The sequence below is a fragment of the Streptomyces sp. NPDC021093 genome (assembly GCF_044333135.1).
In the GTDB taxonomy this organism is placed as follows: Bacteria; Actinomycetota; Actinomycetes; order Streptomycetales; family Streptomycetaceae; genus Streptomyces.
This window is the reverse complement of record NZ_JBIRQJ010000006.1, coordinates 228,590-242,443: the sequence shown is the minus strand read 5'-3', so window position 1 is coordinate 242,443 and position 13,854 is coordinate 228,590. Positions and strand designations below refer to the sequence as shown.

The window sequence follows — 13,854 nt, the reverse complement described above, 5'->3', positions numbered from 1 at the left end:
GTGACGCTAGCGTGAGCCGCCGCCCTTGCCCGGGCAGCACCCCGCCGCCGTACACTGGCCCGACAATCGCTGGCACTCGCAGACGGGGAGTGCCAGGCAGAGTGCCGGGGTATCAGCCCCGCACGCCCGATCTGCACCAGGGAACATCACGGCTTGGAGGTGTGCGCGATGCTCAGTGAACGCAGACTTGAAGTGCTGCGCGCCATCGTCCAGGACTATGTCGGCACGGAGGAGCCCGTCGGCTCCAAGGCCCTCACCGAGCGGCATCAGCTCGGTGTTTCCCCGGCCACCGTGCGCAACGACATGGCGGCCCTGGAGGACGAGGGGTTCATCGCCCAGCCGCACACCAGTGCCGGGCGGATCCCCACGGACAAGGGCTACCGGCTGTTCGTCGACCGGCTGGCCGGGGTCAAGCCCCTGTCCACGCCGGAGCGGCGGGCGATCCAGAGCTTCCTGGACGCCTCCCTCGACCTCGACGACGTCGTCGCCCGTACGGTGCGGCTGCTCGCGCAGCTGACCCGGCAGGTGGCCGTCGTCCAGTACCCGTCGCTGACGCGGTCGACGGTGCGCCACGTGGAGCTTCTGTCGCTGGCGCCCGCCCGGCTGATGCTGGTGCTGATCACCGACACCGGCCGGGTCGAGCAGCGGATGATCGACTGCCCGGCGCCGTTCGGCGAGATGTCCCTCGCGGACCTGCGGGCCCGGCTCAACAGCCGGGTCGTGGGCCGCAGGTTCGCCGATGTGCCGCAACTGGTGCAGGAACTTCCCGAGTCGTTCGAACCGGAGGACAGGGGAACCGTTTCGACGGTTCTCGCGACTCTTCTGGAAACACTTGTGGAAGAGACCGAGGAACGGCTGATGATCGGCGGAACCGCCAATCTCACCCGCTTCGGCCACGACTTCCCGCTCACCATCCGCCCCGTACTGGAGGCGCTGGAGGAGCAGGTCGTCCTGCTGAAGCTGCTCGGCGAGGCCACGGAGTCAGGCATGACCGTACGTATCGGTCATGAGAATGCTCACGAGGGACTCAGTTCTACGTCCGTGGTCGCAGTCGGCTACGGTTCGGGCGACGAGGCAGTCGCCAAGCTAGGCGTGGTCGGACCGACCCGCATGGACTACCCCGGAACGATGGGAGCGGTACGCGCAGTGGCACGTTACGTCGGACAGATCCTGGCGGAGTCGTAAGTGGCCACGGACTACTACGCCGTACTCGGCGTGCGCCGCGACGCTTCCCAGGACGAAATCAAGAAGGCGTTCAGGCGTCTTGCGCGTGAGCTTCACCCGGATGTGAATCCGGACCCGAAGACTCAGGAGCGCTTCAAGGAGATCAACGCCGCCTACGAGGTGTTGTCGGACCCGCAGAAGAAGCAGGTCTACGACCTCGGCGGCGACCCGCTGTCGGCCTCCGGCGGAGGCGGCGCGGGCGGCTTCGGCCAGGGTGGCTTCGGAAACTTCTCCGACATCATGGACGCCTTCTTCGGTACGGCGTCCCAGCGCGGCCCGCGTTCGCGCACCCGCCGCGGCCAGGACGCCATGATCCGGCTGGAGATCGACCTCAACGAGGCGGCCTTCGGCACCACCAAGGAAATCCAGGTCGACACGGCTGTCGTCTGTACGACCTGCAGCGGCGAGGGCGCGGCCCCCGGCACCGCCGCGCAGACCTGTGACATGTGTCGCGGTCGCGGTGAGGTCTCGCAGGTCACCCGGTCGTTCCTCGGCCAGGTCATGACCTCGCGGCCCTGCCCGCAGTGCCAGGGCTTCGGCACGGTCGTGCCGACGCCGTGCCCGGAGTGCGCCGGCGACGGCCGCGTCCGGTCGCGTCGCACGCTCACGGTGAAGATCCCGGCAGGTGTCGACAACGGCACCCGCATCCAGCTCGCGGGCGAGGGCGAGGTCGGCCCCGGCGGCGGCCCCGCCGGCGACCTCTATGTGGAGATCCACGAGCTGGCGCACCCCACCTTCCAGCGGCGCGGCGACGACCTGCACTGCACGGTGACCATCCCGATGACGGCGGGCGCGCTCGGCACCAAGGTGCCGCTGGAGACGCTCGACGGGGTCGAGGAGATCGACATCAGGCCCGGTACGCAGTCGGGCCAGTCGGTGCCGCTGCACGGGCGCGGCGTGACACACCTGCGCGGTGGCGGTCGCGGCGACCTGATCGTGCACGTCGAGGTGCTGACGCCGTCGAAGCTGGACCCGCAGCAGGAGGACCTGCTGCGCCAGCTGGCGAAGCTGCGCGGCGAGGAGCGGCCCACGGGGCAGTTCCAGCCGGGGCAGCAAGGGCTCTTCTCGCGGTTGAAGGACGCTTTCAACGGGCGCTGAGCAGCGGGTGCCGGGGCTGCTGGGGGTCCGGGGGTCGTCCCCCGGGGCGCACAGTCAGCCGGGGCAGCAGGGGCTCTTCTCACGGTTGAAGGACGCTTTCAACGGGCGGTAGTTCTCGTCCCTGCGGTGGGCATCCGCTGTCGTCCGTGCGAAACGGGGTCGGACCATCGGGTCCGGCCCCGTTCTCGTTCGATTCGGCGGGTCGGCCCGGGCGTGAAACGATGCGGGCATGTCTGTTGAGTCCAGGGTGATGCCCACGCTGGGAGAGCTGTGCCGGCGAGGGATCGTGCAGGCGCCCATGGCCGGCGGGGCCTCCTGCCCCGAGTTGGCCGGTGTCGTGTCCGACGCCGGCGGGCTCGGCTTCCTCGCGGCCGGTTACAAGACCGCCGACGGGATGTACGAGGAGATCAAGCAGCTGCGCGCGCTGACCTCGAAGCCGTTCGGGGTCAATCTGTTCATGCCGCAGCCCGCCGCCGACCCGGCGGCCCTGGATCTGTACCGGCAGCAACTCGCGAGCGAGAGCGCCTGGTACGAGACGCCGATCGCCGAGCGCGACGACCACGGCACCGACGACGGGTACGAGGCCAAGCTGGCGCTCCTCGTCGACGACCCCGTGCCGGTGGTGTCCTTCACCTTCGGCTGCCCCTCAAGGGACGAACTCGACGCCCTCGCAAATGTCAGGACATTTACGATCGTCACCGTCACCACTCCGGAAGAGGCGCAGGCCGCCGAGTGGGCGGGTGCGGACGCCGTGTGCGTGCAGGGCATCGAGGCGGGCGGGCACCAGGGCACGCACCGCGACGACCCGCAGACCGACGGCAGCAGCGGGCTGGGGCTGCTGTCCCTGGTGACGCAGGTCCGCGAGACCGTACAGCTGCCGGTGATCGCCGCCGGAGGGCTGATGCGCGGCGCGCAGATCGCCGCCGTACGGGCCGCGGGCGCGGACGCGGCGCAGCTGGGGACGGCGTTCCTGGCGTGCCCGGAGTCCGGTGCGCACGCGATGCACAAGAAGGCCCTGCGGAACCCCCTGTTCGTACGGACGGAACTCACCCGGGCGTTCTCCGGGCGCCCCGCGCGGGGCCTGGTCAACCGGTTCATGCGCGAGCACGGCCCGTACGCCCCGTCCGGATATCCCGAGGTGCACTACATGACCGCCGGGCTGCGCAAGGCCGCCGCGCGGCTGGGCGACGCCCAGGGCATGGCGCTGTGGGCGGGGCAGGGGCACCGGCTGGCGCGGGACCTGCCCGCCGGGCGGCTCGTACAGGTGCTCGCGGCCGAGGCGGACTCGGCGTGGACGGAGATGGCTTTGAGGAGGTCGACGTCATGACGGCGCCGGTGTTCGTGGTGGAGAGCGTGCCGCAGGGCGGGGAGTACGTCCTGGAGGGCCCCGAGGGGCGCCACGCGGTGTCCGTACGGCGCCTGCAGCCGGGCGAGGACGTCGTCCTGACCGACGGGGCGGGAAACGGCGCCGAGGGCGTCGTCGTCGCGGCGGAGGGCAAGGACCGGCTCGTCGTGAAGGTCACCGGGACGGTCGTCGAGGACGAGCCGCGGCCGCGCATCACCGTCGTGCAGGCCCTCCCCAAGGGGGACCGGGGCGAGCTGGCGGTCGAGACGATGACGGAGACCGGCGTCGACGCCGTCGTGCCGTGGCAGGCCGCGCGTTGCATCACGCAGTGGAGGGGCGAGCGGGGTGCCAAGTCCCTCGCCAAGTGGCGGGCCACCGCGAGGGAGGCCGGGAAGCAGTCGCGGAGGCTCCGCTTCCCCGAGGTCGCGGACGCGATGAGCACCAAGCAGGTGGGGGCACTTCTGGCCACCGCCGACTTCGCCGCCGTGCTGCACGAGGACCGGGACGCCGACAGCGGTGCGCTGGCGGTGGCGGAGCTCCCTCAAGAGGGCAGCATCGTGCTGGTCGTCGGGCCCGAAGGGGGAGTGTCCCCGGAGGAGCTCGCGGTCTTCGCGGCGGCGGGGGCGAAACCGTACCGGCTGGGGCGCAGCGTGCTGCGGACGTCCACGGCGGGCACGGCGGCGACGGCGCTGCTGCTGGGGCGCACCGGCCGGTGGTCCTGAACAAGTCCGCGCGGGAACAGCCCCGCGGGAACAGTCCCGCAGGAACAGCCCCGCGGGGGAGCCCCTGTCCTCCACCTCAAAGAGGAGTGCGCCATGGAACTCGCTCAAGTCCGGCTGCTGGTCTCGGACTTCCGTGCCTGCTACCGCTTCTACGGCGACGTGCTGGGGCTGAAACCCCAGTCCGGGTTCGCCGACGGGCCGTACGAGAAGTTCTCGCCGACGACCGGGTCCGCCGGGGTCGCCCTCCAGGACCGGGCCATGATGGCCGAGCTGCTGGGGGAGCTCGCCGCGGATCCCACGGGGCACCGGTCGTTCGTGGTGCTGCGGGTCGACGACCTCGACCGGTACTGCGAGGAGATCACCGGGCGCGGAGCGGCCCTGGTGAGCGGGCCCGCACCGATGACGGAACGCATGCGTGTCGCCCACCTCAAGGACCCCGAGGGGAACCTGGTGGAACTCCAGGAGTGGCTGCTGCTCGGCGGCTGAAACGCCCCTGTCCCTCCCCGGTGCGCGGTGGCAGGCTGCCCCCCATGGGGGCAATGAGGCGGATACGGCACCGGCGCACCCTCGCGGCGATCGGCGTCGCAGGTGCGGCGGTCGCGGGCGTCGTGGCGTGCGAGCCGGGCACCGCCGGCGGCCTGAGCTCCTTCGCGGTCGCGCTGACCACCGACCAGACCGGCACGAGTGCGCTGCAGCGTGCCGGGGTCGCCGTCAACTGGATGACCTGCACGGCCACCGTCGGGGAGAACGGCAGGGTCACCGCCGGTCCCGGCAGGGGCGATGCCGACAGGGTCACCGCCGGTCCCGACTCCCGCCCCTCCCGCGTCACTTCCGCCCCACCGGTCCGCAACGTCGCCACTGTCGCGTGCGAGGGCCAGGACCGGGACGGACGCGAGATCCGTATCGCGGGCAAGGTCACCGACGAGCGCGACGGACGGTGCGTACGGGGCGACCTGACCGCGAAGGTGTCGGGACGGACCGTGTTCCGGGTGAGTGTGCTGGGCAACTGCAACGCCCCCACCACGGGGCCGACTTCGGAGCCTCCCACGGGGCCCGGTCCGACCACGGGGCCCACGCACCGGCCCACCTGGAAACCGACCCGGCCGACCGGGAACCCGGACCCGACGCCGCCCGTTGGACGTACCACCATCACCGTCGCCCCGCCGGAACCCGATCCCACGCCCGACCCGAGGCCCACCGTCACCGTCACGGTCACCGCGCCGCCCGACCCCGCCCCCGACCCGCCCCCCGATCCGACACCCACCTGCGGCTGTCCTTCCGACAAGTGAGGTGAGGGGTTCACCGCGGTGACCGCGGGGCAGGGATGTGCGCGTGCGACGTCCGAGCCCGGCAGTCCGGCTGCCGCGACGAGGTGTTCGTGCGAGGTGTTCGTGCGAGGTGTTCGTGCGAGGTGTTCGTGCGAGGTGTTCGTGCGAGGTGTTCGTGGGGGACCGCCGTCTCCGCCGCGCATACCTACGTAGTTCCCATCAGGGGAATTAGGTGTACGGATCTCCGGCCCTCGGGGGCGCGCGACGGGCCGGTGCCCGACACAGTGGGCGCATGCCTCCCGCATACGGCCTCCCCGTCCCCCGCATCCCCCACGAGCCGGCCCTCGGTGAGCTCCTCGACGTCCTCGTCGACACCAGGCTGGTGACCCTCACCGGGCCCGCCGGAGTCGGCAAGTCGCATCTCGCCGCCCGACTCGCGGAGTCCGTCACGGATCTCCCCGTCCACCGTGCGGACCTCTCCGACTGCGCCGACGCCGCACTCGTCCCGCAGACCGTCGCCGCGGCCCTGCACGCGGGGACCGCCCCCGGCAGCGGGACGGACCCGATGGAGGCGGTGCTGCGGCTCCTCGCGGGGCGGCGCGGGCTGCTCGTACTGGACACCTGTGAGCGCGTCCGGGTGGGCTGCGCGTACCTGGTGGGCAGGTTGCACGACTCGTGCCCCGGTCTGCAGATCCTGATGACGAGCCGCAGCCCGATCGGCGTGCCCGGCGAGTACCGGGTGCCGCTGCGCCCGCTGTCGCGCGAGCAGACCGTCGAACTCCTCCGCGAGAAGGCGGCGATGCAGGGGGTGGACCTGCCCGTGTTCTGGACCCGGCTGCTCGCCGAGCGCCTCGACGGCGACCCGCTGAGCGTGCTGCTCGCGGCGCGCACCCTGGGCAAGTCCGTCACCCCGCAGCAGCTCTACAGCAGCCTGTGCGAACCGGGGGCACGGTTCGGGGTGTTGATACACGGCCCGAAGGATCCCGCCCGGCACCGCACCCTCTTGAGGGCGATCGCCTGGAGCCACGACCTGTGCGGGCGGGCCGAACGGCTGTTGTGGGCAAGGCTGTCGGCGTTCACCGGGAACTTCACCGCCGAGCAGGTCAAGACGGTGTTCGCGGGCGACGGCGAACTGGCCGCGCTGATCGAAGCGTCGGTGGTGCTGCCCGAGGACGACGGCACGTTCCGGCTGCCGCTGGCGCACCGGGAGTACGGGCAGCTGCTGCTGGAAGGGCTGGGGAGGCCGTAGGGGGCCGTGGAGCGGCGCCGCGAGGCCGTTTCCCGACCCGCGTGAGCACAGGGGCGCACCGTCTTCATAGGGTGGCCGCATGTCCGAAGAGCCACCCCTGATACGCAGCCTGCGCGCGGCCGTTGCTGCTGCCCCCGACGACGTACCCCTGCGGTTGCACCTCGCCGGGCTGCTGCTCGACACGGGACAGGGCGACGCGGCCGTCGCGGAGGCGGCCGTCGCGCTGACGCACGCGCCCGGCGACCCGCAGGCGCGGGCACTGATGGTGCGGGCGATGGGAGGCACCCCGACACCGGCGTCGGCACCGGCCCTGGCACCAGCACCCGCACCCGCACCAGCACCCGCCCCGGCCCCGGCAGGGTTCGACTGGCAGGCCGCCGAGCAGGAGGTCCGGGACGCGGTGCCGCCGCGCTTCGCCGAGACCGGCGACACCTCGGCGGCGGCCCCGGCAGCGGACGGTACGCCCCCGGGGGTCGAGCGTCCGCTCGGCTCCGACGGCGAAGGCGACCCCGGCGACGCCCCCGCGTACGACATCGAGGCGCCCGGCCGCATCCGCCTCGCGGACGTGGGAGGCATGCAGGACGTCAAGGACCGCCTGGAGGCGGCGTTCCTGGCCCCCCTGCGCAACCCGGAGCTGCGCAGGCTGTTCGGCAAGAGCCTGCGCGGCGGGCTGCTGCTGTACGGGCCGCCCGGCTGCGGCAAGACGTTCATCGCCCGTGCGATCGCGGGAGAGATGGGCGCGTCCTTCATGTCGGTGTCGCTCAGCGACGTCCTCGACATGTACATCGGGCAGTCCGAGAAGAACGTCCACGAGGTGTTCAGGGCCGCCCGCGCCAAGGCCCCCTGCGTGGTCTTCCTCGACGAACTGGACGCCCTGGGCGCCAAGCGCAGCCGCTCGCACCACAGCGGGCTGCGCAACGCCGTCAACCAGCTCCTCGTCGAACTCGACGGCGCCGACGGCGACAACGAGGGCGTCTTCGTCCTCGCCGCCACCAACGTCCCCTGGGACGTGGACCTCGCGCTGCGCCGCCCCGGCCGCCTGGACCGCACCCTGCTGGTGCTGCCGCCCGACGAGGCGGCCCGCGAGGCGATCCTCCGCTACCACCTGCGGGAGCGCCCCATCGAATCCGTCGACCTGGGCAGGCTCGTCAAGGTCACGGACGGCTTCTCCGGCGCCGACCTCGCGCACGTCTGCGACACCGCGTCCGAGACGGCGCTCATGGACTCCGCGCGCACCGGCACCGTACGCATGATCAACACGAAGGACCTGCTGGGCGCCGCGAAGCAGCTCAAGCCGTCCACCGAGGCCTGGTTCGCCGCCGCGCGCAACGTGGCGCTGTTCGCCAACGACGGCGGCACGTACGACGACCTGCTCGCCCATCTCAAGAGGAAGCGGAAACTGTGAGCGGCACGACGGGGAGCCTTCAGGACGCGGTCGAGAAGGCGGACCTCCTCCTGGAGGTGGGCAGGACCGAAGAGGCCCGCGAGCTGATCGCCCGCAGGCTCGCCGAGGAGCCGTCCGACGCGAAGGCCTGGACGCGGATGCACCGCTGCAGTCTGAGGGCCGAGGAGTACGAGGAGGCCGAGCGGGCGCTCGACCAGGCCCTCGCACACGCCCCCGACTACGCGTACGCGCACATCCTGCGCTCCTACTTCTTCCACGGCGCCCCCAACTGGCACAAGGCGCTGGCCGCCGGACGGGAGGCCGTCCGCTGCGCACCGGACTCCTGGAGCGCGCACGTCGCCCTCGCCAAGGCGATGATGCACCCCTTCGACCAGTGGCCCGCGGCGCTGGAGGTGGCGTTCGAGGCGGTGCGGCTGGCACCCGAGGAACCGGAAGCGCACCACGCGGTGTACTTCTACGCCGAACTCCTCAAGAGGCAGGACCTCGTGGAGAGTTCGGCCAGGGCCGCGCTCGCCCTCGACCCGGAGTGCAAGTGGGCGCACAAGGTCCTCGCCGAGGCGAGGGCGGCGGACCCCTCGGCGAAGCTGTCGGAGGTCGCCGACTCGTACGCCACGGCGCTCTCCGTCCTCCCGCAGGACAAGGAGATGCACAGGGCCCTCGACGGCGCCGTGTACCGGATGCTGCGCGGCACCCGCTGGCTCGCCCTGCTGTGCGTGGCGATCGCCGGAGTGTCCGGGCGGCTCTTCCCCGGCGAGGGCGACGCCGTCGACCTGCCCGCACCGCTGGGCACCCGGCTGTACGCGCTCGCCGTGATGGGCGCGGTGTGGGCGTTCGGGGCGTGGCGGCGCTACCGCAGGATGCGCACCGGGGTGCGGCTCAGCATGGGCGCGTTTGTCAGGACAAACTTCTGGGGGAAGGTCGCCGTCGGGCAGGCCGCCTGGTGCACCCTGTGCGCGGTCGTCGTGGTCGCCGTGCCGTGGACGGAACGACTGGTGCCGCAGATCCTGTTCTGGCTGGCGCTCGTGCCGACCCTGCTGACGATCTGGTTCGAGCGGGCGGGCATGCGCCGCTGACGGGGCGCGCACGCGCCTCGAACGGGCCGTGACCGGCCCCGGGTTCCGGCAGCGCCGTACGGATAGCATGCGCCGTAACCGATCACCGCATCATGAGGAGGGCACGCCATGGCAGGCGAACCGCAGGCGGACTGCCTGTTCTGCAAGATCGTCGCGGGGGAGGTCCCGGCCACCGTCGTCCGCGAGACCGAGACGACCGTCGCCTTCCGCGACATCAACCCGCAGGCACCCACCCACGTCCTGGTCATCCCCAAGGTGCACCACCCGGACGCCGCCTCGCTGGCCGCGGCCGAGCCGCAGATCGCCGCCGACGTGCTGCGCGAGGCCGGACAGGTCGCCCTCGACGAGAAGGTCGAGGAGAACGGCTACCGCATCGTGTTCAACACGGGCGCCGGAGCGGGCCAGACCGTCTTCCACGCGCACGCCCACGTCCTCGCCGGACGCGGCCTCAACTGGCCCCCCGGATAAGGACGATTCGAAAGAGGGCCCGGCCCAGGGCCCGACGGAGAGTTTCGGAAGAGAGCACCGTGTCCGCACGCGAACTGGTCGTCCTCGGCACCGCCAGCCAGGTACCCACCCGCCGCCGCAACCACAACGGCTACCTCCTGCGCTGGGACGCCGAGGGCATCCTCTTCGACCCCGGCGAGGGCACCCAGCGCCAGATGCTGCGCGCCGGGGTCGCCGCGCACGACATCAACCGGATCTGCGTCACGCACTTCCACGGCGACCACTCCCTGGGCCTCGCCGGTGTCGTCCAGCGCATCAACCTCGACCAGGTCCCGCACCCCGTCACCGCGCACTACCCGGCGAGCGGGCAGCACTTCTTCGAGCGGCTGCGGTACTCCACCGCCTACCGCGAGACGGTCGACATCGCGCAGGTCCCGGCGTCCGCCGACGGCGTCCTGGCCGCCACTCCGGCGTACACCCTGCACACCCACAAGCTGTCGCACCCGGTGGAGAGTTACGGCTACCGCCTGGTCGAGCCCGACAGCCGCCGCATGCTGCCCGAGAAGCTCGCCGCGCACGGCATCCAGGGCCCGGACGTCGGCCGTCTCCAGCGGGAGGGGACGCTGCACGGCGTCGACCTCGAAGAGGTGAGCGAGGAACGCCGCGGACAGCGCTTCGCCTTCGTCATGGACACCCGCCTGTGCGACGGCGTGCACGCGCTCGCCGAGGGCTGCGACATGCTCGTCATCGAGTCCACGTTCCTCGACGAGGACGTCCGCCTCGCCACCGACCACGGCCACCTCACCGCAGGACAGGCCGCCCGGGCGGCGCAGGAGGCGGGCGTACGGCACCTGGTCCTGACGCACTTCTCGCAGCGCTACAGCGACCCCGAGGAGTTCGAGCGCCAGGCCCGCGCGGCCGGCTTCGAGGGCGAACTGACCGTCGCCGCCGACCTGATGCGGGTGCCGGTGCCCAAGCGGGTGTGAGACCCGCGAGGGCCCGCCGGGCCGGCAACTGCCGCCGTCCGCGCGGAACTTGCCCGTCCGGGCGAACCGCTGTTCTACCGTGCTCGTCATGATGTCGATGAGACGTGGGAGCGCGCTGCTGTGCTCGGTGTCGGCCGCCCTGGTGCTGCTGTTGGCGCAGTCCGCCGGAGCACAGGCACCGGCGCCTGCGGCGGCACCGGCGCCTGTGCCTGCAGCTGCACCGGCGCCTGCACCGGTGCGGGCGGCTCAGGCCCCGGCACCGGCGGCACCGGCAGGGGCACAGGCGGCACCGGCAGGGGCCGCCGCGACCCCCGACCGGCCCTCCTACGACGTACGCCTGCGCAGCGACGCCGACGGTTCGCAGTGGACGGGCCGCCAGACGGTCTCCTTCCGCAACGCCTCCCGCACCCCGCTGCGCTCCGTCGACGTACGCCTGTGGGGCAACGGCCACCCCGACGCCGGATGCGGCACTCCGGGCAAGGCATCGCCGGTCCGGGTGGGCCGGGTCGTGGGCGGAACCCCGCAGCCGCTCGCCGTCAACTGCACCGCCCTGCGCATCGACCTGCCGAGGCCGCTGCCCCACCAGGCCCGTACGAGCGTCTCTTTCGACGTCTCGATCGCCGTGCCCGACCGCGTCCACCGCTTCGGGCGCGACGGTGCGCACCGCTACCTCGGGAACGCGCTGCCGCTGCTGTCCGTGCGGGACGCGAGGGGCCGTCACCTCGACCCCGACGTCGGCTTCGGCGAGAGCTTCTACACCCTCGCCGGGGACTTCCGGGTCGTCCTCGACCACCCGAGCGCCCTGGGGGTCCCCGCGACGGGCACCACCGTCCGGCGCGCGGGCGCTCCCGGCCGGACCGTCACCACGAGCACGGCACACGGGGTGCGGGACTTCGCGTGGGCGGCGGGACCTTTCCGTACGAAATCGGTGACCACGCCCGGCGGGATCCGGCTGAACGCCTTCTGGACCGCCACGACCGAGGGGGTCGAGGGCGCCCTGAAGGACGCAGCCGGCTCGGTCGACGAGTTCGGCGAGCGCTTCGGCCGCTACCCGTACGGCGAGCTCGACCTAGTCATGAGCGACCGCCTCGACGACTTCGGCAGCATGGAGTTCCCCGGCCTCGTACTGCTGTGGACCGAGCCGGAGGGGTCCGGGGCCGTGCACGAGATCGCCCACCAGTGGTGGTACGGCATCGTCGGCAACGACCAGTACGCCGCGCCCTGGCTCGACGAGTCCTTCGCGCAGTACGCGGCCCAGCTCTACTGGCGCCAGCCCACGACCACCTGCTGGGCCGACGACGACTGGCCCAGCGACACCGCAGCCCTGACCCGCTCCATGGGCTACTTCGCGGACGGCCGCAGGTCCGAGTTCTCGTGGGTCGCCTACTCGCGCGGCGCCTGCGCCCTGCACGACCTGGAGCGCACCCTGGGCAGCCCCGCCATGGCCACCATGCTGCGCGGTTACGTGCGCGACCACTGGCTGGGCGTCTCCACCACCGCCGCCTTCAAGCGGGCCGCGCAGGCGGCGACGGAGAAGGACCTCACGCCCTTCTGGACCGAGCACCGGATCCACTGAACCCGGCCGGGCACCGGATCCACTGAACCGGCGGGCATCGGATCCACTGAACCGGCGGGCACCGGATCCACTCCGCAGCCACACGTCACACCCCGTTCACAGAGCGCCGTCCGGCCCCGTCGATCGTGCACACTGGCCGCAAAACGGCAGCACACGCACCGCACGACGGGGAGCGAACAGTGAGCACGCACCAGCACTTCGGCGACCGCTACGCCGACCACCACGGCCACGACCCGGTCCGCAGGGTCGACCCCCTCGACGGCCTGCGTGCCCCCGACGGCCCCGCGTGCGACGTGTTCCTCACCGGCACGGTGTTCCTGGACATCATCTTCACCGGCCTCGACAGAGCCCCCGTCAGAGGCACCGAGACCTGGGCCCGCGGCATGGGCTCCAGCCCCGGCGGCGTCGCCAACATGGCCACCGCCCTCGCCCGCCTCGGACTGCGCACCTCCCTCGCCGCGGCCTTCGGCGACGACCACTACGGCGAGTACTGCTGGGACGCCCTCGCCGACGGCGAGGGCATCGACCTCGGCATGTCCCGTACGGTCGCCGGCTGGCACTCCCCGGTGACCGTCTCCATGGCGTACGAGGGCGAGCGCACCATGGTGTCGCACGGCCACGAGGCGCCCCCGCCGGGCGGTTCCGCACCCTTCCCGTCCTGCCCGCCTCGCGCGCGCGCCGCCATCGCGTCCCTCGCCCCGGGCCGCCGCGAGGAGTGGACCGCGTCCGCCGCCCGCTGCGGCGCCAAAATCTTCGCCGACGTCGGCTGGGACGACACCGGCCGCTGGGACCTGGCCGGGCTCGCCGACCTGGAGCACTGCGAGGCCTTCCTCCCGAACGCCGAGGAGGCCATGCGCTACACCCGCACCGACTGCCCCCGCAGAGCCGCCCGCAAGCTCGCCGAGAAGGTGCCGCTCGCGGTCGTCACCCTGGGTGCGGAGGGCGCGTACGCGGTGGACGGCTCGACCGGCGAGACCGCGGAGGTGCCCGCCATCGCCGTCGAGGCGCTGGACCCGACCGGCGCCGGGGACGTCTTCGTTGCCGGGTTCGTCACCGGCACCCTCGCGGACTGGCCGCTCGCCGACCGGCTCGCCTTCGCGGGACTGACCGCGGCCCTCTCCGTGCAGGAGTTCGGCGGCTCGCTGTCCGCGCCCGGCTGGTCGGAGATCGGCGCGTGGTGGCAGCAGGTGCAGGGGCACGACGCCCAGGACCGGGAGGCGCTGCGCCGGTACGCGTTCCTGGAGGACCTCCTCCCGGCGGACGCACGGCCGTGGCCGCTGCGCAGGGCCGTACCGACGATCGGTTTCCGTGCGTGACGCACGAAGGCACAGTGCCGAAGACATGCCTTCGAAGGCACGACTTCGAAGGATCAACCCCGGAGGTAAAACCCCGGGGGTAAAACCCCTCGGTGTTGTCAGCGGCGAGTCGTACGCTTGGGATTCCAGAGGTTGTCGAGCAGCG

Annotated in this window: 13 protein-coding genes; all 13 read left to right on the top strand. The window is 72.3% G+C overall.

Annotated features, from left to right (window positions below; all coding sequences use genetic code 11):
* Positions 1–168: 168 nt before the first annotated feature.
* The 13 genes from hrcA (at position 169) to ACH4SP_RS20140 (ending at position 13,709) form a co-directional block, all read left to right on the top strand.
* Positions 169–1,185 carry a heat-inducible transcriptional repressor HrcA gene (gene hrcA, locus ACH4SP_RS20200; protein WP_398416763.1) on the top strand — a complete coding sequence of 339 codons (1,017 nt, stop codon included), beginning with the start codon at positions 169–171 and terminating at the stop codon, positions 1,183–1,185.
* Positions 1,186–2,322 (top strand): molecular chaperone DnaJ, encoded by a 1,137-nt coding sequence (gene dnaJ / locus ACH4SP_RS20195; protein WP_398416761.1) that lies wholly within the window; start codon positions 1,186–1,188, stop codon positions 2,320–2,322. It abuts the gene before it with no gap.
* Positions 2,323–2,551: 229 nt separating this feature from the next.
* Positions 2,552–3,649: a nitronate monooxygenase gene (locus ACH4SP_RS20190; protein ID WP_398416760.1), complete on the top strand. Its 1,098-nt coding sequence runs from the start codon at positions 2,552–2,554 to the stop codon at positions 3,647–3,649.
* Entirely contained in the window at positions 3,646–4,389 is a 744-nt protein-coding gene (locus ACH4SP_RS20185) for a 16S rRNA (uracil(1498)-N(3))-methyltransferase (protein WP_398416758.1), read from the top strand. The genes ACH4SP_RS20190 and ACH4SP_RS20185 overlap by 4 nt, the downstream gene beginning before the upstream one ends.
* 93 nt (positions 4,390–4,482) lie before the next feature.
* Positions 4,483–4,875: a VOC family protein gene (locus ACH4SP_RS20180; protein ID WP_398416756.1), complete on the top strand. Its 393-nt coding sequence runs from the start codon at positions 4,483–4,485 to the stop codon at positions 4,873–4,875.
* Positions 4,876–4,919: 44 nt separating this feature from the next.
* Positions 4,920–5,678 carry a hypothetical protein gene (locus ACH4SP_RS20175; protein ID WP_398416754.1) on the top strand — a complete coding sequence of 253 codons (759 nt, stop codon included), beginning with the start codon at positions 4,920–4,922 and terminating at the stop codon, positions 5,676–5,678.
* A gap of 271 nt (positions 5,679–5,949) precedes the next feature.
* Complete coding sequence (locus ACH4SP_RS20170) at positions 5,950–6,906, top strand: ATP-binding protein (RefSeq protein WP_398416752.1); 957 nt, start codon at positions 5,950–5,952, stop codon at positions 6,904–6,906.
* Between the two features lie 79 nt (positions 6,907–6,985).
* A complete protein-coding gene (locus tag ACH4SP_RS20165) occupies positions 6,986–8,311 on the top strand; it encodes an ATP-binding protein (protein ID WP_398416750.1) in 1,326 nt (441 codons plus the stop codon).
* Positions 8,308–9,384 carry a tetratricopeptide repeat protein gene (locus tag ACH4SP_RS20160; RefSeq protein ID WP_398416748.1) on the top strand — a complete coding sequence of 359 codons (1,077 nt, stop codon included), beginning with the start codon at positions 8,308–8,310 and terminating at the stop codon, positions 9,382–9,384. The genes ACH4SP_RS20165 and ACH4SP_RS20160 overlap by 4 nt, the downstream gene beginning before the upstream one ends.
* A gap of 108 nt (positions 9,385–9,492) precedes the next feature.
* Positions 9,493–9,852, top strand: a complete 360-nt coding sequence (locus tag ACH4SP_RS20155; RefSeq protein WP_398416746.1) for a histidine triad nucleotide-binding protein — start codon at positions 9,493–9,495, stop codon at positions 9,850–9,852.
* A gap of 59 nt (positions 9,853–9,911) precedes the next feature.
* Positions 9,912–10,817 (top strand): ribonuclease Z, encoded by a 906-nt coding sequence (locus ACH4SP_RS20150; protein WP_398416744.1) that lies wholly within the window; start codon positions 9,912–9,914, stop codon positions 10,815–10,817.
* A gap of 88 nt (positions 10,818–10,905) precedes the next feature.
* On the top strand, positions 10,906–12,393 hold the full coding sequence (locus tag ACH4SP_RS20145; RefSeq protein ID WP_398416742.1) for a M1 family metallopeptidase: 1,488 nt from the start codon (positions 10,906–10,908) through the stop codon (positions 12,391–12,393).
* 263 nt (positions 12,394–12,656) lie between these two features.
* Positions 12,657–13,709 (top strand): carbohydrate kinase family protein, encoded by a 1,053-nt coding sequence (locus ACH4SP_RS20140; RefSeq protein WP_398417202.1) that lies wholly within the window; start codon positions 12,657–12,659, stop codon positions 13,707–13,709.
* Positions 13,710–13,854: the final 145 nt, after the last annotated feature.

Excerpts from the sequence above, each read along its gene's own strand:
- hrcA (WP_398416763.1), top strand. The coding sequence starts at position 169 with ATGCTCAGTGAACGCAGACTTGAAGTGCTGCGCGCCATCGTCCAGGAC.
- ACH4SP_RS20190 (WP_398416760.1), top strand. The coding sequence starts at position 2,552 with ATGTCTGTTGAGTCCAGGGTGATGCCCACGCTGGGAGAGCTGTGCCGG.
- ACH4SP_RS20185 (WP_398416758.1), top strand. The coding sequence starts at position 3,646 with ATGACGGCGCCGGTGTTCGTGGTGGAGAGCGTGCCGCAGGGCGGGGAG.
- ACH4SP_RS20180 (WP_398416756.1), top strand. The coding sequence starts at position 4,483 with ATGGAACTCGCTCAAGTCCGGCTGCTGGTCTCGGACTTCCGTGCCTGC.
- ACH4SP_RS20175 (WP_398416754.1), top strand. The coding sequence starts at position 4,920 with ATGGGGGCAATGAGGCGGATACGGCACCGGCGCACCCTCGCGGCGATC.
- ACH4SP_RS20170 (WP_398416752.1), top strand. The coding sequence starts at position 5,950 with ATGCCTCCCGCATACGGCCTCCCCGTCCCCCGCATCCCCCACGAGCCG.
- ACH4SP_RS20165 (WP_398416750.1), top strand. The coding sequence starts at position 6,986 with ATGTCCGAAGAGCCACCCCTGATACGCAGCCTGCGCGCGGCCGTTGCT.
- ACH4SP_RS20155 (WP_398416746.1), top strand. The coding sequence starts at position 9,493 with ATGGCAGGCGAACCGCAGGCGGACTGCCTGTTCTGCAAGATCGTCGCG.
- ACH4SP_RS20145 (WP_398416742.1), top strand. The coding sequence starts at position 10,906 with ATGATGTCGATGAGACGTGGGAGCGCGCTGCTGTGCTCGGTGTCGGCC.